Here is a 25818-nt window from a genome sequence, read left to right on the forward strand (position 1 = left end):
ATTATACTAATTTATATGTAGAGAAGATTTGTCTTCTATTTTTGTTTTATCTTCTAATTCTCGAATTCTTAATAGAATCTTATCTGCTTCTTTACGAATTTGTTCGCTTTTTTCCCTGTCCTTAAGCGCTATTTCATAGGAACATTTGATAAGCTTACAATAGCTATGCTGTAATTTTTGAAGTTCAGTTTTATGTTTAAACCAATTAAGCATCATATAATATTAATAATATAATACAAAGGTAGTGGTTCATAAAACTAAGACCTCTTAATGAAGGGTTAACATACCCTAAAATTCTGGTAAATGTTGATCGATATTTTAAGCGTACCTAAAAATTAAAAATATTATAAAACCTTAATTAAGATTATGTTTTAATCTTGTAAAGCAAATACTTTACGTAATAAGTCAGAAGTTCTTGAACTAAGTTTTGTTCTTATATCTTTTTCTTCTACTGCGATCATCGTGTATACCCCTTTTAATGCTTCTTCTGTAACATAATCAGTAAGATCAGGATTTACATTATTAGTCAAAGGAATAGCATTATACTTATTAATAATATTAGACCATATTTTATCTGCCCCAACTTTAGAAAAAGATCTATTGATTACAGGATTAAACTTTTGATATAATTGACCTCGAGTCTTACTTTTTAGGTATGAAGTTGCAGCATCATCATTACCCAAAAGAATTTGGCGTGCATCATTAAAAGTAATTTGCTTTACTGCATTTACAAATATTGGTGTAGACTCTTTTACAGCATCTTCAGCAGCACGATTAAGTACTTTTAATCCTTCATCAGCAAGCTTATTTAATCCGATATCTCTCAGTGTTTTATCAACTTTTTGTAATTCTTTAGGAAGTAATATCTTGACCAATTGATTCCTATAAAAACCATCTTTTTGTGTGAGTTTTGTAACCTGCTTGTCAATACCATTATCTAAAGCCTGTCTTAAACCATTTGCGATATCAATATTACTTACTCCAAAACCACCACCTGTTGTTTGTGGTAAATTATTAACAACTTGTTGTAATTCTGCACAACTTCCTAAAAATAGAATACATAAAAGGATGATAGATTTTTTCATTGAAATAGAGTTTTGGGATTCAAAAATGAAATTATAAAACTAAAGTAAGCAATACCTATGAGAAAATTACTGTTTTATTATTATAAACCAACACTTTTCTTTCTATGTGATGCTTGATTGCTCTTGACAACACAATTTTTTCAAGGTCTCTACCCTTCAAAATAAAATCCTGAACATTATGAATATGAGATACGCGTACAATTTCTTGCTCAATGATAGGGCCTTCATCTAGGTCAGAGGTAACATAATGACTTGTAGCACCTATAATTTTTACTCCTCTTTTGTATGCAGAATGATAAGGCTTTGCACCTGGAAAAGCCGGTAAAAAAGAATGATGAATATTAATGATTTTATGCGGAAAATAATTAACAAATTCTGAAGATAAAATTTGCATATACCGTGCTAAAACTACAAAATCTATTTTATGTTCTTTTAGCAGAGCTATCTGTGTTGCCTCGGCTTCAACCTTTGTTTCTTTGGAAACAGGAATATGTTTAAAAGGAATATGAAAAGCTTCTGCAACCGGTTTTAAGTCATTATGATTACTTATAATTAAGGGAATCTTTACTTTCAATTCTCCAGAAGCATGCCTGCTTAAAATATCATAAAGGCAATGGTCATATTTAGACACAAAAATAGCCATTTTAGGTTTTTTTTCAGTGTCATACATTTCCCAATGCATATTATAATTTTCAGCAACATTATTATTAAAAGCCTCTTTAAAGCGAGCTAACTTTTCTTCATCTTGATCAAATTCGCATTCTAATCGCATAAAAAATTCTTTCAATTCTCTATCGACATGTTGCTCGATGTAAACAGTATTTCCTTTTTTGGATAAAATAAAATTGGTTACGGTTGCAATGATCCCTTTTTTATCTGGGCAGTTGATTAATAAAGTGGTTTTTTTCATCAATATGGCTGTTTTATGTTTTAAAAATAGAATTATTTTCAAAAAATTACTTGTACCCTTTTAAAGTATTTTCATTAGAAACAGAAGAAATATTTTATTCTTAAAATAATGAATCTTTTATTCCATTTTTTGTTGAAACTATATGAAAAAGACTGGACTTTTTTATAAAAAATCAAACATTACAAACTTATATTTAGATCTTTTTTCGAAGGAAAACATCATAAATATTATAAAAGGAACATACTTTATAGATGATTCGATTAGATAACTACTTCTTGTGTATTGAGAACAATTCATTAAGGCTGCATATCTTTAGAAAAGAATTAGATGTTAGATGATTCTAAAAAAATCATCCTTTTTGCTGCATATTTCGTAAATTAGCATCATTAAAATCACGATTTATTATAAATGGAACAAATTGCACCATATACCCCAAAGAATAAAGTTAGAATTGTAACAGCAGCATCATTATTTGATGGTCATGATGCGGCAATCAATATCATGCGTCGTATTATTCAATCTACAGGAGTAGAAGTTATTCATCTCGGACATGATCGAAGCGTAGAAGAAGTGGTTAATTGTGCAATTCAAGAAGATGCTAATGCCATCGCAATGACTTCTTATCAAGGTGGGCATAACGAATATTTTAAATATATGTACGATTTGCTTAAAGAAAAAGGAGCAGGTCATATCAAAATATTTGGCGGTGGCGGCGGAGTAATCCTACCCGAAGAGATCAAAGATCTCATGGATTATGGAATCACTAGGATTTATTCTCCCGATGATGGTCGTGAATTAGGATTACAAGGAATGATCAATGATTTGGTACAGAAATCTGATTATCCTATTGGAAATACATTAAATGGAGAAGCAGGACATTTAGCAGAAAAGGAAGTTGGAGCCATAGCAAGAGTAATTTCTGCTGCAGAAAACTTTCCTGATATAGCAAAAAATGCGCTAGAACAAATCCATCAAAAAAATAAAACATCAAGAACTCCTGTTTTAGGAATTACGGGTACAGGAGGAGCAGGAAAATCTTCTTTGGTAGATGAGCTAGTTCGTCGTTTTTTAATTGATTTTCCAGAAAAAACACTAGGAATTATCTCTGTAGATCCTTCAAAAAGAAAAACCGGAGGAGCATTACTAGGAGACAGAATAAGAATGAATGCTATTAATTCTTCTAGGGTATATATGCGTTCTTTGGCTACACGCCAATCTAATCTTGCATTGTCAAAATATGTAGCAGAAGCTATAGAAGTACTAAAAGCAGCAGAATTTGATTTGATTATTTTAGAAACTTCTGGTATTGGGCAATCGGATACAGAAATTCTAGAACATAGTGATACTTCTTTATATGTAATGACGCCGGAGTTTGGTGCTGCAACACAGTTAGAAAAAATAGATATGCTTGATTTCGCAGATTTGGTTGCGATAAATAAATTTGATAAAAGGGGATCTCTAGATGCTTTACGTGATGTAAAAAAGCAATATATGCGTAACCATAATCTTTGGGATACCCATCAGGATGATCTTCCTGTATATGGTACTATTGCTTCTCAATTTAATGATCCTGGTATGAATACGCTGTATAAAGCGATCATGGATAAATTAGTAGAAAAAACTCAAGCTGCTCTCGAATCAGATTTTCATATCTCTAAAGAAATGTCTGAAAAGATATTTGTAATTCCGCCTAGTAGAACACGATATTTGTCAGAAATAGCAGAAAACAATAGGGCATATGATAAAACTGTAGAGACACAAACTGAAGTTGCACAAAAATTATATGGGATATACAAAACTATTTGTAGTGTAGCAGATGTAAAAGATATTAGCCTTTCCAAAAATGGAATTGATGATGAGCCCTTGCAGAATATAGATAATGATGAAGCAAAAACGTTAGTAAAATTATTATTAGCAGAGTTTGATCGTGTAAAATTAAACTTAGATCCTTATAACTGGGAAATCATTATAGGTTGGCAATCAAAAATTAAAAAATATAAAGACCCTGTTTATACTTTTAAAGTAAGAGACAAAGAGATTAAGATAGAAACTCATACTAAATCTTTATCTCATACTCAAATTCCAAAAGTAGCATTACCAAAGTATCAAGCTTGGGGAGATGTTTTACAATGGTCTTTACAAGAAAATGTTCCGGGAGAATTTCCTTATACATCAGGTTTATATCCTTTTAAGAGAACAGGTGAAGACCCTACTCGAATGTTTGCAGGAGAAGGAGGTCCAGAGCGTACCAACCGACGTTTTCACTATGTGAGTTTAGGAATGCCTGCCAAGCGATTATCAACTGCTTTTGATTCTGTGACCTTATATGGTAATGATCCTGATCATAGGCCGGATATTTATGGTAAAATTGGTAATGCAGGGGTGTCAATATGTTGTTTGGATGATGCCAAAAAGTTGTACTCAGGTTTTGATCTTACTCATGCCATGACTTCAGTAAGTATGACAATCAATGGTCCAGCACCAATGCTTTTAGGATTCTTTATGAATGCTGCAATAGATCAAAATTGTGAAAAGTACATCAAAGAAAATGAACTAGAGCAAGAGGTTGAAGCTAAAATCAAAGCAATTTATAAAAATAAAGGTGTAGACCGACCGCAGTATCAGGGAGAACTACCAGAAGGTAATGACGGTTTAGGTCTAATGCTTTTGGGAGTGACAGGAGATCAGGTGTTGCCAATAGATGTATACAACAAAATCAAAGCAGAAACATTAAGCACCGTTCGTGGAACAGTACAAGCTGATATTTTGAAAGAAGATCAAGCACAAAATACATGTATTTTCTCTACAGAATTTGCATTGCGATTGATGGGAGATGTACAAGAATATTTTATAGAGAAGCAAGTACGTAATTTCTACTCTGTATCTATTTCTGGATATCATATTGCAGAAGCGGGCGCAAACCCGATTACACAATTAGCACTTACACTAGCAAATGGATTTACGTATGTAGAGTACTATTTAAGTAGAGGTATGGATATCAATAAATTTGGGCCGAACTTATCGTTCTTCTTCTCAAATGGTATTGACCCGGAGTATGCAGTGATAGGTAGAGTTGCTCGTAAAATCTGGTCAAAAGCACTTAAGCATAAATACGGGGCAAATCCAAGAGCACAGATGCTAAAATATCATATTCAAACTTCAGGGCGATCATTACACGCTCAGGAAATTGATTTTAATGATATTCGTACGACATTACAAGCGTTATACGCTATTTATGATAACTGTAATTCGTTGCATACTAATGCCTATGATGAAGCTATTACCACACCTACAGAAGAGTCTGTTCGTAGAGCGATGGCAATTCAGTTAATCATCAATAAAGAACTAGGTCTGGCTAAAAATGAAAATCCAATTCAAGGATCTTTCATCATTGAAGAATTAACAGATTTGGTAGAAGAAGCTGTTCTTAATGAGTTTGATAGAATAACAGAACGAGGAGGAGTACTCGGAGCTATGGAAACGATGTATCAACGAAGCAAAATACAAGAAGAAAGTTTGTATTATGAAACGTTAAAACATACTGGAGAGTTTCCTATTATTGGTGTAAACACATTTTTAAGTTCTAAAGGTTCACCAACAGTAACTCCGGGAGAAGTAATAAGAGCGACAGAAGAAGAAAAACAATATCAGATCACTATATTGAACGATCTGCATAAGGCTAAAAAAGATAAAGCAGCCGAAGCTTTGGCTAAAGTACAAGAAGCCGCTATTCAAAATCAGAATATTTTTGAAGTCTTAATGGAAGCCACAAAAGTTTGCTCTTTAGGTCAGATCACTGCTGCGCTGTTTGAAGTAGGAGGGCAGTATCGTAGGAATATGTAGAATTTTATTATAGATATAGTACCAAAATAAAACCTCACATTAAAGTGGGGTTTTTCATTTATAGTAGTTTCTTTATCTTTAAACAAAAAGGATACCTGTGCTTACAACTATAGAATATACAGTTACTGCAATTGTTTGTCTTATTTCTGCAATTGTGATCCAACGTATTTTTAGTAAAGAAAAACGAAGAGGAGCAGATCAAAATGCAATTGAAGGCATCAAATGGTTTGGATTGGCAATATTTGTTTGGGGATTAGGAGCTCTGGTAAATCTCATTCTGATCACATGGCTTGAGTGGTCTTTTACGAATAAAACCTTGATTTATTTTGGGGTATTGGTTTCGTTGGCAAATTCGTTATTTATTATTTTATCCTTACCCTCAATAGAGCATCAGCAAAACCCGGGTATTTTGGTTAGAATGGTTCAACGTTTTACTATCAAAGAGTTTGTAGGACTGTATAGTGGTATTTTGAGTATGATCACTTTTGTTTTTATAGCTACTTCTTATGGTAACGCTGAGATCAGCAATAATTTTATATGGTTAATAGATATTCCTATTTCAATAGTAGTTGCTATTTCCTTATTATTCGAATTAAATAAGGCATTTGTAAGTAGACAAATGAAGTTTATGTATCTACCAACTTTTGCATTGTTTATACTAATTGTTATTGCAGTCTCTCATAGGATTATCCCACAAGATAAGGTATTGCAATACATTGATCAACAGTTTTGGAGCATGCTAGGTAGTATTACGGCGATCTCTTTCAAGTTTCTCTTTATTCTTTTGTTTTCTATTTTGTTGTATAGTTGGAAATTTCTTTCAGAAAAAGAACAACAACAAAGTATTACTCAAAAACTAGAAGTTCAAAATAGTAAGCTTCGCAATACAATTGAAAAGCTTGAACTTGCAAACGAAAGTCATTTAGATACTATTAAATCGCTAAAAAAAAGTATAAAAGAATTACGACAAACTACCAAAATTGAACTTTCAGATCGGCAAAAAGAAGTTTTAGGATATTTGGCATATTATGGAGATGATAAGTCTTATACAGAAATTGCAGAAGAAATGAATATCAGTGTAGATGGATTTCAAACACATATTTATCAAATTAAAAAGATGCTCAATGTTAGTGGGGCAGGAGGCAAAGGGCAACTCATAACTTTTGCTAAAACAAATGATTTTCTACAATTTACACCCTTTAGAAAATAATACTTAACCCTATGGTTAATCATTTAAGATTTAAAATTTGAATAATGCTTAACCTTTTATGATTATCCTTTTTCTGGCAATTTGCGAAGAAAATGTATAGGATGATATTTTCTTTTCTTATTTCACAACAAAACCTCGATCAGCAGATTAATGAAGCTTTTGGTAATGCAACACATTGGTTTGTAGATGCAATTCTAGCCGAAATACCGTTGACAGAAACTACAGGAATTCCCTGGGTCTTATTAGTATTACTTGGCGGAGCAACATATTTTACAATCTATTTTAGGTTTATCAATATTAGAAGTTTTTATACGGCTATTCAGGTGGTTCGAGGAAAATATGATACTCTGGAACATACTTTAGAAAGTAAACAAGAAACAAAAGGAGAGGTAAGTCATTTTCAAGCTTTGACTACAGCGGTGTCTGCAACAGTAGGACTTGGAAACATAGCAGGTGTTGCTATCGCGTTATCCATTGGTGGGGCCGGTGCAACATTTTGGATGATTTTGATTGGATTATTGGGGATGTCATCAAAATTTATTGAGTGTACTCTAGGCGTTACTTATCGAGAAATAGATAGAGATGGAAAAGTATATGGAGGACCGATGTATTATCTAAGTAAAGGATTACGAGAAAAAGGGTTTCCAAAATTAGGTAAGGTACTCGCTATTTTATTTTCTATTATGTGTATAGGAGGTTCTTTTGGAGGAGGAAATATGTTTCAGGCAAATCAAGCGTTCAAACTCTTTGAACATGTTGTTCTTTCTCAAAACTCTTTGCTCTATGGACAAGGATGGGTTTTTGGAGTTATTATGGCTGTATTTGTTGGGATAGTCATTATCGGAGGAATACAAAAAATTGCTAGTGTTACAGATAAAGTTGTTCCTTTGATGGTTATCATTTACTTGATGGCAGTAACCTGTATCTTAATCATTAATTGGCAAAAAATTCCTGAAGCGTTATATACTATTTGGGAAGGAGTTCTTAATCCCAGAGGAGTGATTGGCGGAATCATAGGTGTATTAATTCAAGGGTTTAGACGAGGAGCATTTAGTAATGAAGCAGGAATAGGAAGTTCTTCTATTGCTCACAGTGCGGTAAAAACAAGATTTCCGGCAAGTGAAGGTTTAGTAGCATTATTAGAACCATTTATAGATACTGTAGTTGTATGTACAATGACAGCTTTGGTATTGATTATTACAGGTCAGGTTGAGGTAGGAGTAGAAATTAATTCAGATCAAGGAGTTTTATTAACATCATCTGCATTACAAAGCGGGATCTCATGGTTTCCTTATGTGCTTACAATAGCAGTCATTTTATTCGCATTTTCTTCTATGATTTCGTGGTCTTATTATGGATATCAATCGTGGAGTTATGTGTTTGGAAGAAGTAAACAAACAGAATATTTATATAAATTTATCTTTTGTTGTTTTACAGTTATTGGAGCGGCTGCTACCTTAGATGCAGTAACAGATTTTAGTGATGCTATGGTCTTTGCTATGATGGTTCCAAACATGATAGGATTGTTTATATTGAGTCCAAGAGTCATGAAAGAATTAAAAAGATATAAACAGCGTATTGCTACAATAATGAAATGATTGTATTGATGTTCTTAATCCCGATCTAGATATTAATGAAATATATTTTTAACCAGAAGTAGAAGGGTTCAGCAACTTTTTCAAAGAAGTAGAAAGTATACTATAAAGTAGCCATCCAGTTGTATTGTAAATGTCTAAATTTTTTAAGTTCTTTTCTTAGTAAAACCAAAAATTCTTTACCATTACTTTCTGATCTTTCTAGACGCTCACAATTTTTGTACAATCTATTAGTAATATTCATCAAAGAATGGGCATGTTTAAGACGATCATCTTGAAAGGTTTGATTTTCTGCATAAATGATTTTTGTGGCTAAAGCATCAGATTGTCTTACAATATCACCAGTAAAATAAATATGTGGATTTTCTCCACCATTATTTTGTAATTCGGCCAAATCATGAACCAAATAATTAGAAATATTACGCGATAGTGTAAATATCTCTAATGCCTTTCTATATAATTTTTTATTTCTTGGATATGGTTTCATAATTATTAATTCAAAATTAATGCTATTTCGTCGAATCATAATTTTGATATTAAGGCAAAAAAGTTAATTTGCTTTAGTTTTTAAATTAAATTAGGTTTTTGCCTTAAAAAAGTAAAGGGTGTATATTTGAACTTAAGTAATACATTTAGATAAGAAGTAGGTAAAACACTAAAATAATTACATTTTTAAATGAAATTAGACATAATCAATTGGGAAATTTTAAAGTGCTTACAAGAAAATGCCAGACTTTCTAATGCAGAGATTGGAAGGAAAATAGGGTTAAGTTCGCCCGCAGTAGCAGAAAGAATAAAAAAAATGGAAGATTATGGAGTACTAAAAGGATATACTGCCAATGTATCTTATACGGATACGGGATATCAGTTAAAAGCTATGATTACACTCAAAGCTTTTATGGGAAGATTAAAACCTTTTATGGTAGAAGTAGCTACTTTTAAAGAAGTAATCAACTGTTATAGGGTGACCGGTAATGAAAATATTATTATGGAAGTAGTCTTAAAAGATCAAATGCATCTGCAAGAGTTGATTGATAAACTTATTGCATATGGAGAAGTAAAAACACATATTATTCTTTCTAATTTGATCGAACACAATCCAATTACTTACCCAAAAAAATAAAAGAACTAATAAAATATGAATATTTGGCATAAGATTTGTTTTATATTTGTAAAGCCATCTTTATCTTGTGTGAGGACATTAGTTAGGGAAGAACTAAAGAGAGTACAAGTAAAGAATATAAAGACGCCTAATTTTATTGGGCGTTTTTTTATAAAAGGTTATATTTTGATAATAAAATCCTGTTAAAGTATACCTTTCAGAAGCTTTTTTTCTTTTATTTAGAATAAAATTATTTTTAACAGTGATGCTTTCTTGTCTTAAAAAGTTCTTCTTTTTTATATGTATTATTTTATTTTGCTTTGGCTATTCACAAGACCAATTGATTCTTAAAAAAGGTACTGTAATAGATTCTCTAAGTATTCCTGATTTTGATAATAAATATAGTATATACCTGCCAAAAGACTTTGATAAACAAAAAACATGGCCCATTCTAATGGGGTTTAATTCACAAAAAAATACAGTCGAAACAACTAAATTATTTCAAGAAGCTGCAGAAGAACATGGTTATATTTTGGCAGTGACTGATTTTGAGAACAATAAAAATATCAAAGATCAAGTCAAATATGTTTCGTCTTTTATGAAACATATGATTTCTCTTTTTCCAGTTCAGCAAGGGAGAATATGTATTTTTGGCAATGATATTGATTCTCGGTTAGTAAGTTTAATCCCCGCATTGTATTCTGATCAAATATTTGGAGTGATTGCTATTGGTGATAGTTATTTTTATAATCAATCTATAAAAATCAAAAGAAACTTTTCTTACATCGGTGTTGTGTCAACAGATAACTATAGATACAAAGATTTTTTTAAGAATAAACAATACCTTAAGAGTAAAGCAGTCCCTGCAGATATTTTTGTACAAGAAGGAGAAACTCAATTTCCAAATAAAAGATTACTTAATAAAGCATTATCACAATTCACGATGCAATCTATGTTGAAAGGCAGAATCCCAAAAGATTCTATCTGGGTTAGAAGTATGTTCGACAGAGATTTGAAACAAGTAGATGAGTATCTAAAGAATGGACAATATCTATTCGCTTATAATGAGGTAAAACGTATAAGGATTTCTTATAGTATGTTTTTTGACACTAAGTTTTTAAAAGACAAACAAAAAGAGATTAGAAAAATGCCTTCTTACAAAAGAGAAAAAAGAATATGGTTAAAATATAGTAACCAAGAAAGTGCATTGAGGAATACATATTTATTCTCTTTAGAAGAAGATATTAATACAGTTAGTTTTGAAAATTTAGGATGGTGGCAATATCAAGTATCAGAGTTAGATACTTTGTTGAAGAATAATCAAAAAAGCGCCAGACATGCTGCAAAAAGAGTAAAAGATTATTTGAGATATATTGTAGATGAATATAAAAATGTACTCTTAGATAACCCCAAGGCGCTAGAAGTAAATATGTTGCTAAATATCCTTTCTACTATCATAGATAAAGATGACTTTGACTCATATAAGAGAATTATTAGTCTGAGTGCTCAAGATAGAGATTTTAAAACAGCTTTATTTTATCTAGAAGAACTTCTTAAAAAGGGGTATAAAGATTTGGATGCTTTATATGCAATAGACGGAACATTAACTTTGAGAATCTCAAAAGAGTATAATAAAGTGATACAGGATTACCTGGGAACTTCTAAATTTTTCTCTAAAAAATAATTTGAAAATAGTTAAAAATGTGTATTTCATCGATTTTTTGTGTTTTTTAACGTTGTTTTTTTGGGTTTAACAAAACTTTTACATTATCTTTATACTGTAATAAAAAACTGATGTATGGTCTAGAATTAACATTTTAATTTATATGACGATATGAATTTAAAATATTAATTTGGAATGCATCAGGGCTAAATTATGTGTGAGGACATTAGAAGAAAGACCCCAAATCAGGAAGCTAAAGAGAGTATGTAATTTGCCCTAAAAAATAAAAAGCATATATGGATCCATATGTGCTTTTTATTTTTAGCTAAAGAATAAGGATTCACATAATTTATTCTCAGATTATCCAAGAAACATTAGTCTTCGTCTTTTATAACTAAATGGGGCACATTATCTAGTTTCCAATCAATGACCAAGCCTTTTGCCAAAGATTCTGCAATTTCTTTCCCATACAAATGTTCGCATAAATACAGAGCAGCCTCAAAACTTTTGGCTCCGCCCGCAGAAGTAATATATTTATCATCATGAACAAACAAAACCTCTTTCCTAATATCTAGTTTAGGAAACATCGTTCTCATTTTATCAATATCGCTAGGAAAAGTAGTGCTTACCACATTGTTTAATAGTCCTGCTTTTGCCAATACAAATGCTCCGTCACAATGTGAGGTCATAAAAATAGCTTCTTGATCGATTTTTTTTACAAAATCCAACATCATTGTATTTTCTAGATCAGAGTCTAAATGATGTTCTGCACTAGGAATAACTAAAATATCTATTTTAGGAATACTATCTTTTGTGTAATTAAAATCAGGTATTATTTTTACTCCTTCAAAAGTGGTGATAGCTGAATCAGTATCCGCTACAGTAAATACATTCATTTGTTTTATCTGTTCTCGATATTGAGTATGTTGAAAAATATCATATGGAGCAGTAAATTCTGTGTTATAAGTGCCATCCATAATTAAAAAAGCAACATTATATCGGTTAGGCTTTAATTCTGGAAATTCTTTTTGCCCAACAACATCTTGTTTTTCTATTTTAGGAGACTCCTTGTCTTGTTGAACTTTTGTACAACTACAAATTAGAAAAAACAGTAAGATATGAGATATAATTTTCATGAATTGTATAATTTTTTGGTTAAGTGATCGGTTTTTCTCTCTTTATTTTTTTTACAACAAAAAACAATAAAATTACTCCTATTGCAGAAACAGCAGTCATAAATATCCAAGAATTATGATAACCTATTCTATCAATAAGTTGCATACCAGAATTATGACCAAAAATATGAGCAGCAGAAAATGACATACTGTATAAGCCCATATAGGCACCTTGTCTTCCTCTTTTTGATCTTTCGAGAGCAAAAGCATTACCAAATGGAAAAGCAATCATTTCGCCAAATGTGGCAATGATCATTCCGATGACCAAAATACCAGCCCATGGAGTAAGTAATAATAATGCAAAACTTAAACCAGTAAGAATGAATCCTGAAATTACATTACCGATTTTTGAAAGATTTGTCTTTTCGAGATATGTGATCAAAGGCATTTCTAAAAAGAAAATGAGAGCACCATTCATTGCTAATAATAAACCTATTTTTTCTTCTGAGAGGAGATGAACTTCTTTATAATACAATGGTATTGTAGAAAAATATTGTACAAATATAAAACCAAATAAGGCCAAGGCTATTAAAAACACAATATATATACCATCTCGATATGCTGGTATAGGGTTTTCTATTACTACCTCTTTATCTAGTTCTTTAGTTTTTTTGGGATTAAGCGTTTGGATCATTACTAGTCCCGCTATAATACAGGTGATACCATCGACCCAGAACAATCCGTTGTAGCCAATACTAGTAATAATGATTCCACCCAATGCAGGACCTGCAGAAAATCCTAAATTGATTGCAAGTCTTATAAAGGTTAAAGATCTGGTTTTATTTTGAGGTTTACTATAAGCGCTTAAAGCAACAAAAAATGCTGGTCTTGCGGTATCAGCAATAGCAATTAGAACAAAAAAACTGAGGCAAAGACTCCAAAAACTTGTAAAGTATTGTATGATAATAAAAGATATTCCTGTTAAGAATAAAGATCCCATTATTACTCTATAGTATCCGATTTGATCACTTAGTTTTCCGCCAAGCCATGCACCAAAGAAAGAGCCCAATCCATAACTTGTCATAATCCAACCAATCTGCTCAAGAGAAAAATTGAGATTATCAGTCAGATATAATGATAGAAATGGTATTACCATAGCTCCGGCTCTGTTAATCAATGTAATGAGAGCCAACCACCATACTTCTTTAGATAAGCCAGAGAAAGAATCTTTATAATGATTTAATACTTTGTACAATTAAAAATGATTTGTAGTGTTTTCTAAAATAGGCGTAAAAGTAACTTTTTATTCATGATTCTTGTATAAAATTTATAAAATTACTGGGTTAACTAATTGTAAATCGTACTTTTGCAAAAAAATAAGGGGAAAGTGCTTAGATTATTATTTGTATTTATATTTTCTATCAGTAGAATTATAGCTCAAGATTCTACTGAAATAAAAAGAATAATTACTTTTCAAGAGAAACTTAATAAAAAGTTTTCGATAGAGGATACTTCTCCTTTATTACCAAATGATCTTAAAAAATTTAAGTCGTTAGACTTTTTCGAGATTGATACAACATTTATTGTAAAAGCAAAATTTGTTAGAACTCCTTATGAAACTCCTTTTATCATGAAAACAACAACGGGTAATGAACCGTTATATGTTAAATATGGAGAAGCGCATTTTACTCTTGATGAAAAATCATATATCTTAAATATTTATCAAAATCAAGGACTCAAAACTAATCCTGAATATCAAAATTATCTTTTCTTACCTTTTACAGATTTAACTAATGGTTTTTCTACCTACAAAGGTGGGCGATATATAGATTTGGTTATCCCTGAAAATGAGTCAATACTAATTGATTTTAATACGGCATATAATCCTTTTTGTTCTTATAACGAAAGCTACTCTTGCCCGATCCCTCCCAAAGAAAATGATTTGGATTTAAAAATCCCTGTAGGAGTGAAAGTGTTTAAAAAAAAACAAGAGAATGAATAAAAAAAGCCCATTTTCATGGACTTTTTCATTTTAAACAAACAATATATAAACTTTTACAGTAATATATTCAATTTTATAGATTACTCTTAATTCAAAAAATATTTTAATCACACTCAAATGATTCTTCAATCAGTAAAGCGTCTTTTTTAAGAGAATCGATTATTATTTACTTATAGTTAAGTCGTTACAAAAACGATTTCCTGTCAAAAAAAATCATGATTATATTTTTTAAAATATTATCTGTAATAAAATATTACTAAATACAGAATATCATTTTTATTGAAGTGCAGTAATTGTTTAGCCAGAAACAAGAAATTGATTTTACTTTTAATTTATAGCTTCGCTACCTGTTTCTTCTGTTCGTATTCTATACGTTTCTTCAATATTAGAAACAAAAATTTTACCATCTCCTACATCTCCTGTTTTTGCAGCATCGATAATAGCTTGTATGGTTCTTTCTTCAAATTCATCAGATACTACAATAGACAGGTATCTTCTTTGTATATCTGATGTGCTATAAGAAATTCCTCGATATACATTTCCTTTTTTTTCATTACCAACTCCTGTAACATCCCAGTATGTAAAAAAATTTACTTCTATATTGTGTAATGCTTCTTTTACATCTTTAAATTTAGATTTGCGTATAATAGCTTCAATTTTTTTCATAGATAGTTACATTTATTTTATGTATTTCTAGAGCTTATTAGAAATAAACACTCCTAAAAATACAAAAAGAAGTCCAATTGTAAATGAACCAATAGAGTAGATAAAAAAGTTTAAAATATCCCCTGATTTCAAAAATGTATGATTTTCATAAGCAAATGTAGAAAATGTCGTAAACCCTCCGCAGAAACCAGTGGCTAAAAAAGCGACAGTATTTTGAGAGAGTGTATTGTTTTTGAGAGAGATTCCTAAAATTATACCAATAAAAAGAGAACCAAGAATATTAGCCGTAAAAGTTCCGTATGGTATAGAAGAGGTATTGAGATATTTACTTATTATGTATCTGGCAACACTACCAGCGCCCCCTCCTACAAATACCAAAAACAGTTGTTTCATTTAGATTGAAATTATATAGCTGTTATTTGATTGGGATATAAATTTCTGTAATCCATTCTGCCGGATTTGGGTTAGATTTTCCATCTGTAATATATACTTCAAAGCCTGGCGAATCTATGTTAGGTTCCAAATTGTTTTCTGAGATATATTTATATGTATTTTCCCAAGCTTCTTTCAGATTAGTGTGATGACCTTTTACAATAGTTTTTACTACTTTTTGTGAAGGAAGAACATCACAAAGTACAGTATTCTCTTTAGGAGTTTCTACTTTGTCTTGTGTAGGGACTGCTACAGAAAAAATTGAGGTTCCTAACTCTTCATTATATTCATTATACAATACAAAAGGAGTTCCTGTTTGAGGTAAACTATTTTGATCCATGTAGGTAGTAACTACTGGTAACATTTGTGTAATTTTTTCAGGTATCTCAGGTATCGAAGAAGTTGTTGCACTATACATATAGAATCCACCTTTGTGTTCGGTCACGCCTTCTATTTTGATAGTATATTTTTTCATTTCTTCGTTTACAAAAGCTTCAATTTTTTCAAGACCTCTTGCGTACATAGGTTTCACCATTTGTGATAATGTACTGTCTTGAGTAGCCCAAAATGCTTTTTCCATAAAAGATTGCTCGCCCTTCATACCCCACGTTACTTTTGTTTTTTTGGCATCAATTTTTTCAAATTTCCAATATACATCACTAAAACTTTCACCCATAGGGGAGATGATAGTCATTTTTTGATCAATACTTTTGTTTTTAGCAACTTTTTCGGTGAGCATTTTACCATCGCCCTGTATCTCACTAGTCCATGAATATGAGGCACCTCTACCACTGGTTAGCGTAGCATATTGCAATTGTAAGTCATCTGATTCATCCATCCATGGACCCCATTTCTCCCATGTTTTATATTCGTTTATAGTACTAAAAACAAGTTTATCGGGGGCATTTATTATTTTACTTTCTTCTATCTGATATGCACCATCAATAGTAGAAACATAAACAGCTCCTGCGATAATAGCAATCAATAACAGAAAAAACAGATATTTAACTATTTTCATGGTAGTTAATTTTGAATGTTTGATTAGCTAATATAATCAATTTTGGCATCCTTTTATTTTGTTACATTTGTCAAAACTATAAATTAAGATAAATGAAGTTAAATAAAGTATTGTTTTTTATGGCTGTTGCAGGAATGGCAATAGCATGTAAAAATGATCCAAAGGTTACTGAACAAGTTGATCAACAAGAAGAACAGAAACCTGTAGAAACAGAAAAGTTTGATCATACTGTAGAGCAATTTGCTGATCTTAAAATATTAAGATATCAAATCCCCGGATGGGATAACCTTACGCTAAAAGAGCAGAAACTAGTATACTATCTTACACAAGCAGGATTAAGTGGTAGAGATATTATGTGGGATCAAAATTATCGTCACAATTTAACGATAAGAAAAACTCTTGAGAAAGTTTATACTTCATATAATGGCGATAAAAATACAAACGACTGGAAAGCTTTTGAAACGTATCTAAAACGAGTGTGGTTTTCTAATGGAATTCACCACCATTATAGTAATGATAAAATCAAGGCAGAATTTAGTAAGGAGTATTTTGATTCACTTTTAAAGGATACCCAGACAGAGATTTCTCAAGAAGCAAAAGAAGTAATTTTTAATGATCAGGATATTAAAAAGGTAAATCAAGCAAAAGGCATTGATAATGTTGCCCTATCTGCAGTTAACTTCTATGGTCCCGGAGTTACAAATGAAGATGTAACTACATTTTATGGAAAAATGAAATCTCCAAATACTGATAAACCGTTATCGTTTGGATTGAACTCTCAATTAGTAAAAGAAAATGGAGAATTAAAAGAAAGAGTCTACAAATCCGGAGGGCTTTATGGAGCGGCAATCGATGAAATTATAAAATGGTTAGAAAAAGCAAAAGATGTTGCAGAAAATAAAGCACAAGGAGATGCTTTAGGTTTACTTATAGAATATTACAAAACAGGGGATTTGCAAACCTGGGATGATTATAATGTAGCATGGACTGCTGCTACAGAAGGAAACATAGATTACATCAACAGTTTTATCGAAGTGTATAACGACCCATTAGGATATAGAGGATCTTATGAAACCATTGTACAAATCAAAGATTTTGATATGTCAAAAAAAATGGCTGTACTTTCAGAAAATGCACAATGGTTCGAAGATAATTCACCACTTATGGATGAGCATAAAAAAGATAGTGTAGTGGGAGTTACCTACAAAGTGGTTACTGTTGCAGGAGAAGCAGGAGACGCTTCGCCAAGTACTCCTATTGGAGTAAATCTTCCTAATGCAAACTGGATCAGAGCTGCTGTGGGGTCTAAATCTGTTTCTTTAGGAAACATTATTAATGCATATAATAATGCAGGTGGATCAGGTAGATTAAAAGAATTTGTTCATGACGATGAAGAATTTGAATTAGAAGAAAAATATGGGCAACTAGCAGACAAATTGCATACAGCATTGCATGAAGTAATTGGTCATGCTTCTGGACAACTAAATCCAGGTGTAGGAGAAACCAAAGAAACGTTGAAAAATTATGCTTCTACTATGGAAGAAGGACGTGCTGATTTGGTAGGATTATACTACTTGATGGATCCAAAATTACAAGAATTAGGATTAGTAGAAGATTGGGAAAAAGTAGGTAAAGCTGCTTATGATGGATATATCAGAAACGGATTGATGACTCAATTAATTCGTCTAAATCTTGGTGATGATGTTGAAGAAGCTCATATGAGAAATAGGCAATGGGTAAGTGCTTGGGCTTTTGAGCAAGGAAAAAAAGATAACGTAATAGAAAAAGTAACCAAAGAGGGTAAAACTTATTATAATATAAATGATTATACAAAATTACGTGAAATATTTGGTCGTTTATTGCGAGAAACACAACGCATCAAATCTGAAGGAGATTATAAAGCTGCCGAAGCTTTAGTAGAAGGATACGGAGTAAAAGTTGACCAAGCAGTACATGCAGAAGTTCTAAAACGTAATGAACAATTTACATCAGCTCCTTATAGCGGTTTTGTAAACCCTGTTTTGGTTCCTGAAATGGATGCCAACGGAGAAATTACTAAAATAGAAGTGACGCAACCTAAAGATTTTGTTACTCAAATGCTAGAGTATAGCAAGAATTACAATTTCTTACCAGAGGTAAATTAAGAAGTATAAAATAAATATTCATAAACACCATTTCTTTAATAAGGAATGGTGTTTTTATTTATAATAGTGTAGCTTACAAGAAAGAAATATATTCTACTCCGGTTGTAAATAGACTTTTAAAGCGAATAATATAACTATAAAAATAATAAACCCAAGTAAAATAAAAAGACTGCCACGGTAATACTTGCGATGTAAGACAATGTCTTTGCGATAACTAAAAATCATTAAAAGTATAAAAGCTACTACAAAGAACCCTGCAAATATCAACTGACCTTGACTAAACATAAATTGCTATTTTTACTGCAAAGATAACTTATAAAAAATATTGATGAAAGACAAAATTGCCGCCGTACAAGAATTTCATACAGCTTTTAAGCTTGGTTATAAAAATGAACCTGTAGCAGATTTAGGAGAAGCAAAAAACACATTGCGATTCAATCTGATGAAAGAAGAAAACGAAGAATATTTTGAAGCTGCACAAAATAATGACCTTGTTGAGGTAGCTGATGCGTTAGGCGATATGCTATACATTTTATGTGGTACTATCATCGAGCATGGAATGCAACACAAAATTGAAGAAGTATTCAATGAAATTCAGCGTAGTAATATGAGTAAACTTGGTGATGATGGTCAACCGATCTATCGAGAAGATGGCAAAGTACTTAAAGGCCCTAATTATTTTAAACCAAATATTAAAGAAATACTAGACAAGTAAATAGTCAAAACCCCAAAAGATATTCTTCTGGGGTTTTGTTTATATTGTAATAATTATATTTTATAACGCCATCCAAAAGAATCCTCAGCTTTATTATATTGTATATCCATCAAGGCACTTTTAAAGTGAGAAGCATAAGAATTATCCTGTTTTTCTAATTCATAATGTTCACCTTTATATCCAAAAGCTTTTACAGGGCTTACTACTGCAGCAGTACCTGCTCCAAAAATTTCTTTAAGGCTTCCATTTTTGACAGCCTCTACAATTTCTGAAACTTTTATAGGCCTTACTTCAACCTTAATTCCTTGTTTTTCCGCTAAAGCTATTAGACTTTTTCTTGTAACTCCATCTAGAATTCGATCGCTAATAGGTGCAGTAAGTAAAGTATCATTAATTCTAAAAAACACATTCATAGTACCTGCTTCCTCAACATATTCATGAGCATTAGAATCGGTCCATATGATCTGTTGATATCCTTGATCTTTAGCTAATTTTGTTGGGTAAAATTGCCCCGCATAATTCCCCGCAGCTTTTGCATATCCAAAACCACCACTTGCAGAACGACTAAATTTTTCTGCTACCAAAACGCTAACATCTCCACTATAGTAGGATTGCGCAGGCGAACAAATAATCATAAATTTATATTCATTAGCTTCAGAAGCTGAAACACTAGCTTGTGTAGCAATTACAAAAGGTCTTATGTACAAAGAGTTTCCTACACCGGGTTTGATCCATGCATCTTCTAGTTTTAGCAAAGTATTTAATCCTTCAAAAAAATAGTCTTCTGGAAATTCTGGAATTGCTAAACGTTCTGATGATTTATTAATACGCTTAAAGTTTTCATCAGGTCTAAATAAATAAGTGTCTCCATGATCATCTTTGTACGCCTTCATACCTTCAAAAACAGCCTGTCCATAATGAAAAACTCGTGCAGAAGGATCTAATGTAAGAGGACCGTAAGGAACTATTTTGGGAGTTTGCCATGCTCCGTTTTTATAATCGCAAACAAACATATGATCAGTAAAAACACTTCCAAAGTTAAGGTTGTCAAAATCTACCTGATCAATTTTAGAAGTACTTACTTTATTAATTTCTAATAATCCTGATATCGTGTTTTTCATTCTTTTTGTTTTTAATAAGGCAAGAATGGTAAAATTATTCTTTGTCTTAGCGTATTAAACTCTTTAATAGCGATATGTGTAGTCTTTTTGCTATTAGACCACAAAAATACTTTTTTCTTACAAAATAAGAATTCTAAAATTGCTTAATTTTACAGAACTTGATGATAATAAGGGATTATGAAAAAAAATGTATTTTTTATTGCGGTTTTAGTAACGATAATGAGTTGTAATATGGCAACTAAAAAACAAAACTCGTTTTCTATAACAGATCCTTCAAAAAATGAATATAAAAGTTTTGGAGAAGGGGTTTCTGCAAGTGAAATCTTGTACCATAATAATATGATGGATACATATCAGAATTTGAAAGAGGGAGATACTGTTAATATAGCTTTTTCGAGTACTGTCAATAACGTTTGTCAGGTAAAAGGGTGTTGGATGAAAATTGCGCTAACCAAAGAAAAAGAAGCGATGATCAAATTCAAAGATTACGGCTTTTTTATGCCAAAAGATATCAAAAACGATACTGTAATTGTACAAGGTAAGGCTTTTGTAAATGAGGTTTCGGTTGAAGAGCAAAAGCATTATGCAAAAGACGCGGGAAAAACCGAAGAAGAGATAGCAGCAATAGTAAGTCCTAAAAAAACATATTCTTTTATAGCAGATGGTGTTTTAATAAAAGAATAATACTAGATGAAAAGAGAGATTATTACTACAGGAGATGGTTCTATGACCATACATCTACCCGAGTTAAATGAACAATATCACTCCAAGCATGGTGCTATTAACGAAGCTAATCATGTTTTTATTACGAATGGATTGCATCATATTTTAGAAAATAAGAGAAAAGACCCTATTGATATTCTTGAAATAGGATTTGGGACTGGTTTAAACGCTTTTATTACTTATATTGAATCAAAAAAGATAAATCAAATTATTAATTATGTTGGTGTTGAGGCATACCCTGTTTCTATAGAAGAAGCCAAATTGATGAATTATCCTGTAACGTTGAATGCAGAAAACATAAAACATGTGTTTGAACAATTACATCAAGTAGATTGGGAGATAAGTAATAAGATTTCTAATTTTTTTTCAATAACTAAAAAGAAACAATTTTTTTCAGAGATAAATGATAAAGATAGTTTTGAGCTTATATATTTTGATGCATTTGGAGCAAGAGTACAACCGGAACTGTGGACAGTTTCAATTTTTGAACGCATGTATAATGCTCTAAAACCTAATGGCGTTTTGGTTACGTATTCTGCAAAAGGAAGTGTAAGACGTGCAATGCAAGAGGTCGGTTTTACTGTAGAAAGGTTACCGGGACCACCTGGCAAAAGAGAAATGTTGAGAGCAACAAAATGATTGAATATCTATATTTTTAATGATATTTATATAGTCAACGACTGTTAAACCTGTAATAAAGAGGTAGGTTTTGTTATATAGTGACAGTACTTTATTGTATTTTTTCGAAATCAAAACTATATCTGAGATAGATATGTAATGAATAATTGTTTTGAGTTTAATTATAAATAAAAACTTGTGAAAGTCCTAATTACCGGAGCCACAGGCCTTATAGGTCAAGAGATTGTTTCTTTATGTCATAAATCTAATATTTATGTGAATTATCTTACCACTAGTAAAAGCAAAATAGTTTCTTCTGATCAATATCAAGGATATCATTGGGATCCTAAAAAAGGTATAATAGACAAGAATTGTTTTATTGATGTAGAAGTTATAATTCACCTGGTTGGAGCTACTGTAGCAAAAAGATGGACACCTTCTTACAAAAGAGAAATTTTAGACAGTAGAACAATTACAACAACTCTTCTTTTTGAAACGCTAAAAAACAATAAGCATTCTGTTCGTCATATTATTTCAGCAAGTGCTATAGGGATATATCCTGATTCTTTTCAAAATTATTATATGGAGGATTCAGAAGAAAGAGACCAAGGCTTCTTAGGACAAGTAGTATCAAAATGGGAATCCGGAGTCAATACATTTGAAAATCTTGATATTGATGTAAGTCTATTACGCATTGGGCTCGTATTGTCTCAAAAAGGAGGAGCATTCCCTAAAATTGCAAAACCAATTAAGTTAGGTTTAGGAGCTTGTTTTGGAAATGGTAAACAATGGCAAAGCTGGATTCATGTAAACGATCTTGCAAATATGTTTCTATGGGTTGCCAAAGAAGGGCATATAGGCATATTCAATGCTGTTGCACCGAATCCCGTTTCGAATAAAAAAATGACTTCTATCATCGCAAAAAAAATGAATAAAAAAATACTTCTTCCGGGGATTCCTCGTTTTATGATGCGATTAATTTTGGGAGAAATGCATATGCTACTTTTTTCTAGCCAAAGGGTTTGCTGTGATAAGATTTCAAAATCAGGTTTCGAGTTTGAATATGATAACATAAATTTGGCTGTAGATGACCTTGTATAAAAATAAAAACCGATACCTCAAATAAAAAGATATCGGTTATTGCTAAACTTTATTTTTAACAATTAAGCCTTATTAGCTTTAATAGAAATTTTTAATTCAATATCATCATTAATAAATTTATCTCCTAAGTTTTCAAAAACTGATTTAGAAGCATAATTTACTCCCCACTCTGTACGGTTAATTGTAAAAGACTCTGTTGTTAATATCATTACATCACCTTCTATAGCGGTTGTAGCAGGAAAAGAAATATTCTTTTTAATTCCTTTAATTGTAAGATTACCATCGATAAATGTTTTTCCTTCTTTTTCGCTTACACTGGTAACTTCAAAAGAAGCAGTAGGATATTTGGCAACATTAAAGAAATGATCTTCTTTTCCTTCTCCTTCTCCCTTAAGGTGAGCTTCTAGACTAGCTTTTTGGTCACCTTCTAAGTCTGTTACCTCGATAGAGGTCATATCTACCTCAAAAGTTGCACTTTCTATATTTCCTTCTAAAGTTTTTACACTACCACTAGCAATTTTGATAGTACCTGTGTGATTCTCTGTAGGTTTTGAACCAATCCAGTCCAATGTACTTGATGCAGGATCTACATTAAAAGTAATAGCTGTAACAGGTGCTTTCTTTACTTCTTCAGCAGCTCCGGCTTCAGTTTCATTTTGTTTTTCCCCTTTACAAGAATATAAAGCCGTACAAACAATGGCTACAGCAATACAGATATTAATAAATCTTAGTTTCATAAGTTATGAATTTATATGAGTTAAAAATGATCTCAAAAGTACTTTTTTTGAATTGAAATATTCCTAAATGTATTTAAAAAAACCTTGTGACATTATGACATTTATTCAAAAATGGCAGTACTTTTGCTTCGTCAAAACTGAAAAACGTATTAAAAAGGTACAGGTTACATGAGTAAGAAAAGTAAAAACGCTGAAGATGTAAAGGATCAAGTCGAAGAAGTACTTGAAACTACTATTGAATCAGAAGATCAAGAAAAAGCAGAAGACAAAGAAGTTGATATAGAAACACAATTGAAAGAAGAATTAAGTAAAGAAAAGGATAAATTTCTAAGACTTTTTGCAGAATTTGAAAATTATAAAAAACGTACTTCAAAAGAGAGATTAGAATTATTTAAGACAGCAAGTCAGGATGTAATGCAATCGATGTTGCCGGTTTTAGATGATTTTGACAGAGCTTCTAAAGAAATAGAAAAATCAGAAGATAAAAACCTTACCAAGGGAGTTGAGTTGATTCATAATAAATTAAAAGAAACACTTAAGAACAAGGGGTTGGCAGAAGTAGAAGTTAATGTTGGAGATGCTTTTAATGCAGATGATCATGAAGCTATTACTCAAATTCCTGCTCCTAGTGAAGATTTGAAAGGTAAGATTGTTGATATTATCGAAAAGGGATATAAACTAGGTGATAAGGTTATCCGTTTTCCAAAAGTTGTAACGGGTCAATAAAAGATTATGAAGGAAGATTTTTACGACATACTAGGGATTAGCAAAAATGCTACTGCATCTGAAATTAAAAAAGCGTATCGCAAAAAAGCGATAGAATATCACCCTGATAAAAATCCGGGAGATAAATCTGCTGAAGAAAAATTTAAGAAGGCTGCAGAAGCATACGAGATATTAAGCGATCCAGATAAGAAAGCACGTTATGATCAATTTGGTCACCAAGCATTTGAAGGTGGCGGATTTGGTGGCGGTGGCGGTATGAATATGGATGACATATTCAGCCAGTTTGGTGATATATTCGGCGGCGGATTTAGTGGATTTGGAGGATTCGGCGGTGGCGGAGGTCGCCAGCGTAGAGCCAAAGGAAGTAATCTGCGTATTCGGGTTCGACTTACTTTAGAAGAAATTGCTAATGGAGTCGAAAAAAAGATAAAAGTAAAACGTAAAATTCAAGCTCCCGGAACTACTTACAAAACATGTTCTACCTGTAATGGTACCGGGCAAGTAACCAGGATTACGAATACGATTTTAGGAAGAATGCAAACTTCTTCTCCATGTACTACTTGTGGAGGATCAGGGCAAATGATTGATCATAGGCCTAGTGATGCAGATGCTCAGGGATTAAAAGTGACAGAAGAAACAGTAAGTATTAAGATACCACCAGGAGTAGAAGATGGAATGCAATTAAAGGTGTCCGGAAAAGGAAATGAAGCACCGGGCCAGGGAATTGCAGGAGACCTTTTAGTCGCTATAGAAGAACTAGAACATGTAGAGTTACAGAGAGAAGGAAATAACCTGCATTATGATTTATACATTAGTTTTTCTGAAGCTGCTCTTGGTACATCTAGAGAAATTGATACAGTATCCGGAAAAGTTCGGATTAAAATAGAAGAAGGTGTACAAAGTGGTAAAATTTTAAGACTTAGAGGTAAAGGGATACCAAGTCTTAATGGATATGGTAAAGGAGACTTATTAGTTCATGTAAATGTATGGACCCCCAAAACCCTAAACAAAGAACAACGAGAGTTCTTTGAAAAAATGTCACAAAATGACCATTTTAAACCAAATCCTGATAGTGGTGAAAAATCATTTTTTGAAAAAGTAAAAGATATGTTCTCTTAATCCAAAGAGATATGATTTTTATCATAATAATCATATAAATTCTATAATCTTTTGATTAAGAAAAATTCGTATATTTGGATCATCACTACATTTAGTGATAATTTTTCTTTTTCATAGCAATTTTTTTCCCATCCTTATTTTTGTAAGGGTGGGTTTTGTTTTTTGAAATATAT

24 protein-coding genes are annotated in these 25818 nt (G+C 31.8%); 13 read left to right on the plus strand and 11 right to left on the minus strand.

Annotation, left to right across the window (positions count from 1 at the left end):
- Positions 1–6: 6 nt before the first annotated feature.
- The 3 genes from FHK87_RS26600 to purU form a co-directional block, all read right to left on the minus strand.
- Complete coding sequence (locus tag FHK87_RS26600) at positions 7–216, minus strand: Lacal_2735 family protein (RefSeq protein WP_140594989.1); 210 nt, start codon at positions 214–216, stop codon at positions 7–9.
- A gap of 155 nt (positions 217–371) precedes the next feature.
- Positions 372–1085 carry a DUF4197 domain-containing protein gene (locus FHK87_RS17150; protein WP_140594990.1) on the minus strand — a complete coding sequence of 238 codons (714 nt, stop codon included), beginning with the start codon at positions 1083–1085 and terminating at the stop codon, positions 372–374.
- 55 nt (positions 1086–1140) lie between these two features.
- Complete coding sequence (gene purU, locus FHK87_RS17155; RefSeq protein ID WP_140594991.1) at positions 1141–1995, minus strand: formyltetrahydrofolate deformylase; 855 nt, start codon at positions 1993–1995, stop codon at positions 1141–1143.
- Positions 1996–2403: 408 nt separating this feature from the next.
- On the opposite strand from purU, the gene FHK87_RS17160 reads away from it, so the two are divergent.
- From FHK87_RS17160 to FHK87_RS17170, 3 genes are all read left to right on the plus strand, one after another.
- Positions 2404–5838, plus strand: a complete 3435-nt coding sequence (locus FHK87_RS17160) for a methylmalonyl-CoA mutase family protein (protein ID WP_140594992.1) — start codon at positions 2404–2406, stop codon at positions 5836–5838.
- A gap of 97 nt (positions 5839–5935) precedes the next feature.
- Positions 5936–7048, plus strand: coding sequence for a sigma factor-like helix-turn-helix DNA-binding protein (locus FHK87_RS17165; protein WP_140594993.1), 1113 nt, complete (start codon positions 5936–5938; stop codon positions 7046–7048).
- A 92-nt stretch (positions 7049–7140) separates the two neighbouring features.
- The gene (locus FHK87_RS17170; RefSeq protein WP_394344932.1) at positions 7141–8646 is read left to right on the plus strand and encodes an alanine/glycine:cation symporter family protein; all 1506 of its coding nucleotides are present in this window, start codon (positions 7141–7143) and stop codon (positions 8644–8646) included.
- Between the two features lie 100 nt (positions 8647–8746).
- Here FHK87_RS17170 and FHK87_RS17175 read toward each other — a convergent pair whose 3' ends face one another.
- On the minus strand, positions 8747–9130 hold the full coding sequence (locus FHK87_RS17175; RefSeq protein ID WP_140594995.1) for a hypothetical protein: 384 nt from the start codon (positions 9128–9130) through the stop codon (positions 8747–8749).
- 189 nt (positions 9131–9319) lie between these two features.
- Between FHK87_RS17175 and FHK87_RS17180 the strand changes: the two genes are divergently transcribed.
- Together FHK87_RS17180 and FHK87_RS17185 are read left to right on the plus strand one after the other, a co-directional pair.
- Complete coding sequence (locus FHK87_RS17180; RefSeq protein ID WP_140594996.1) at positions 9320–9766, plus strand: Lrp/AsnC family transcriptional regulator; 447 nt, start codon at positions 9320–9322, stop codon at positions 9764–9766.
- A gap of 319 nt (positions 9767–10085) precedes the next feature.
- Entirely contained in the window at positions 10086–11429 is a 1344-nt protein-coding gene (locus FHK87_RS17185) for a hypothetical protein (RefSeq protein WP_140594997.1), read from the plus strand.
- A 353-nt stretch (positions 11430–11782) separates the two neighbouring features.
- Here the strand turns inward: FHK87_RS17185 and FHK87_RS17190 are convergent, their stop codons facing one another.
- Entirely contained in the window at positions 11783–12544 is a 762-nt protein-coding gene (locus FHK87_RS17190; RefSeq protein ID WP_140594998.1) for a DJ-1/PfpI family protein, read from the minus strand.
- 19 nt (positions 12545–12563) lie between these two features.
- On the minus strand, positions 12564–13778 hold the full coding sequence (locus FHK87_RS17195) for an MDR family MFS transporter (RefSeq protein WP_140594999.1): 1215 nt from the start codon (positions 13776–13778) through the stop codon (positions 12564–12566).
- 132 nt (positions 13779–13910) lie between these two features.
- On the opposite strand from FHK87_RS17195, the gene FHK87_RS17200 reads away from it, so the two are divergent.
- Positions 13911–14525 (plus strand): DUF1684 domain-containing protein, encoded by a 615-nt coding sequence (locus FHK87_RS17200; RefSeq protein ID WP_226294301.1) that lies wholly within the window; start codon positions 13911–13913, stop codon positions 14523–14525.
- A 327-nt stretch (positions 14526–14852) separates the two neighbouring features.
- On the opposite strand, the gene FHK87_RS17205 is transcribed toward FHK87_RS17200, so the two are convergent.
- The 3 genes from FHK87_RS17205 to FHK87_RS17215 are packed head-to-tail and all read right to left on the minus strand — an operon-like array spanning position 14853 to position 16641.
- Positions 14853–15191, minus strand: coding sequence for a P-II family nitrogen regulator (locus FHK87_RS17205; protein ID WP_140595001.1), 339 nt, complete (start codon positions 15189–15191; stop codon positions 14853–14855).
- Between the two features lie 27 nt (positions 15192–15218).
- Complete coding sequence (crcB, locus tag FHK87_RS17210) at positions 15219–15584, minus strand: fluoride efflux transporter CrcB (RefSeq protein ID WP_140595002.1); 366 nt, start codon at positions 15582–15584, stop codon at positions 15219–15221.
- A gap of 22 nt (positions 15585–15606) precedes the next feature.
- Positions 15607–16641, minus strand: coding sequence for an SRPBCC family protein (locus FHK87_RS17215; protein WP_140595003.1), 1035 nt, complete (start codon positions 16639–16641; stop codon positions 15607–15609).
- 92 nt (positions 16642–16733) lie between these two features.
- Here FHK87_RS17215 and FHK87_RS17220 point away from each other — a divergent pair, with 92 nt between their 5' ends.
- A complete protein-coding gene (locus FHK87_RS17220; protein ID WP_140595004.1) occupies positions 16734–18785 on the plus strand; it encodes a dipeptidyl-peptidase 3 family protein in 2052 nt (683 codons plus the stop codon).
- 328 nt (positions 18786–19113) lie between these two features.
- Positions 19114–19500, plus strand: coding sequence for a pyrophosphohydrolase domain-containing protein (locus FHK87_RS17230; protein WP_140595006.1), 387 nt, complete (start codon positions 19114–19116; stop codon positions 19498–19500).
- Positions 19501–19553: 53 nt separating this feature from the next.
- Here the strand turns inward: FHK87_RS17230 and FHK87_RS17235 are convergent, their stop codons facing one another.
- Positions 19554–20621 carry a branched-chain amino acid aminotransferase gene (locus FHK87_RS17235; protein ID WP_140595007.1) on the minus strand — a complete coding sequence of 356 codons (1068 nt, stop codon included), beginning with the start codon at positions 20619–20621 and terminating at the stop codon, positions 19554–19556.
- 177 nt (positions 20622–20798) lie between these two features.
- Between FHK87_RS17235 and FHK87_RS17240 the strand changes: the two genes are divergently transcribed.
- The 3 genes from FHK87_RS17240 (at position 20799) to FHK87_RS17250 (ending at position 23063) form a co-directional block, all read left to right on the plus strand.
- Positions 20799–21305 carry a DUF4920 domain-containing protein gene (locus FHK87_RS17240; RefSeq protein WP_140595008.1) on the plus strand — a complete coding sequence of 169 codons (507 nt, stop codon included), beginning with the start codon at positions 20799–20801 and terminating at the stop codon, positions 21303–21305.
- Between the two features lie 6 nt (positions 21306–21311).
- Complete coding sequence (mnmD, locus tag FHK87_RS17245; RefSeq protein ID WP_140595009.1) at positions 21312–21983, plus strand: tRNA (5-methylaminomethyl-2-thiouridine)(34)-methyltransferase MnmD; 672 nt, start codon at positions 21312–21314, stop codon at positions 21981–21983.
- 177 nt (positions 21984–22160) lie between these two features.
- A complete protein-coding gene (locus FHK87_RS17250) occupies positions 22161–23063 on the plus strand; it encodes a TIGR01777 family oxidoreductase (protein WP_140595010.1) in 903 nt (300 codons plus the stop codon).
- 62 nt (positions 23064–23125) lie between these two features.
- Here the strand turns inward: FHK87_RS17250 and FHK87_RS17255 are convergent, their stop codons facing one another.
- Complete coding sequence (locus FHK87_RS17255) at positions 23126–23800, minus strand: YceI family protein (RefSeq protein WP_140595011.1); 675 nt, start codon at positions 23798–23800, stop codon at positions 23126–23128.
- Between the two features lie 168 nt (positions 23801–23968).
- Here FHK87_RS17255 and FHK87_RS17260 point away from each other — a divergent pair, with 168 nt between their 5' ends.
- Positions 23969–24526 carry a nucleotide exchange factor GrpE gene (locus FHK87_RS17260; protein WP_140595012.1) on the plus strand — a complete coding sequence of 186 codons (558 nt, stop codon included), beginning with the start codon at positions 23969–23971 and terminating at the stop codon, positions 24524–24526.
- A 6-nt stretch (positions 24527–24532) separates the two neighbouring features.
- Positions 24533–25645, plus strand: coding sequence for a molecular chaperone DnaJ (gene dnaJ, locus FHK87_RS17265; RefSeq protein ID WP_140595013.1), 1113 nt, complete (start codon positions 24533–24535; stop codon positions 25643–25645).
- Positions 25646–25818: the final 173 nt, after the last annotated feature.

The sequence above is a fragment of the Aquimarina algicola genome (genome assembly GCF_006443095.1).
In the GTDB taxonomy this organism is placed as follows: domain Bacteria; phylum Bacteroidota; class Bacteroidia; order Flavobacteriales; family Flavobacteriaceae; genus Aquimarina; species Aquimarina algicola.

Coding starts and splice junctions, on each gene's coding strand:
- FHK87_RS17190 (WP_140594998.1), bottom strand. CDS start 12,544: ATGAAAATTATATCTCATATCTTACTGTTTTTTCTAATTTGTAGTTGT.
- crcB (WP_140595002.1), bottom strand. CDS start 15,584: ATGAAACAACTGTTTTTGGTATTTGTAGGAGGGGGCGCTGGTAGTGTT.
- FHK87_RS17240 (WP_140595008.1), top strand. CDS start 20,799: ATGAAAAAAAATGTATTTTTTATTGCGGTTTTAGTAACGATAATGAGT.
- FHK87_RS17150 (WP_140594990.1), bottom strand. CDS start 1,085: ATGAAAAAATCTATCATCCTTTTATGTATTCTATTTTTAGGAAGTTGT.
- purU (WP_140594991.1), bottom strand. CDS start 1,995: ATGAAAAAAACCACTTTATTAATCAACTGCCCAGATAAAAAAGGGATC.
- FHK87_RS17260 (WP_140595012.1), top strand. CDS start 23,969: ATGAGTAAGAAAAGTAAAAACGCTGAAGATGTAAAGGATCAAGTCGAA.
- FHK87_RS17235 (WP_140595007.1), bottom strand. CDS start 20,621: ATGAAAAACACGATATCAGGATTATTAGAAATTAATAAAGTAAGTACT.
- FHK87_RS17175 (WP_140594995.1), bottom strand. CDS start 9,130: ATGAAACCATATCCAAGAAATAAAAAATTATATAGAAAGGCATTAGAG.
- FHK87_RS17180 (WP_140594996.1), top strand. CDS start 9,320: ATGAAATTAGACATAATCAATTGGGAAATTTTAAAGTGCTTACAAGAA.
- FHK87_RS26600 (WP_140594989.1), bottom strand. CDS start 216: ATGATGCTTAATTGGTTTAAACATAAAACTGAACTTCAAAAATTACAG.
- FHK87_RS17160 (WP_140594992.1), top strand. CDS start 2,404: ATGGAACAAATTGCACCATATACCCCAAAGAATAAAGTTAGAATTGTA.
- FHK87_RS17170 (WP_394344932.1), top strand. CDS start 7,141: ATGTATAGGATGATATTTTCTTTTCTTATTTCACAACAAAACCTCGAT.
- mnmD (WP_140595009.1), top strand. CDS start 21,312: ATGAAAAGAGAGATTATTACTACAGGAGATGGTTCTATGACCATACAT.
- FHK87_RS17255 (WP_140595011.1), bottom strand. CDS start 23,800: ATGAAACTAAGATTTATTAATATCTGTATTGCTGTAGCCATTGTTTGT.
- FHK87_RS17205 (WP_140595001.1), bottom strand. CDS start 15,191: ATGAAAAAAATTGAAGCTATTATACGCAAATCTAAATTTAAAGATGTA.
- dnaJ (WP_140595013.1), top strand. CDS start 24,533: ATGAAGGAAGATTTTTACGACATACTAGGGATTAGCAAAAATGCTACT.
- FHK87_RS17230 (WP_140595006.1), top strand. CDS start 19,114: ATGAAAGACAAAATTGCCGCCGTACAAGAATTTCATACAGCTTTTAAG.
- FHK87_RS17215 (WP_140595003.1), bottom strand. CDS start 16,641: ATGAAAATAGTTAAATATCTGTTTTTTCTGTTATTGATTGCTATTATC.
- FHK87_RS17220 (WP_140595004.1), top strand. CDS start 16,734: ATGAAGTTAAATAAAGTATTGTTTTTTATGGCTGTTGCAGGAATGGCA.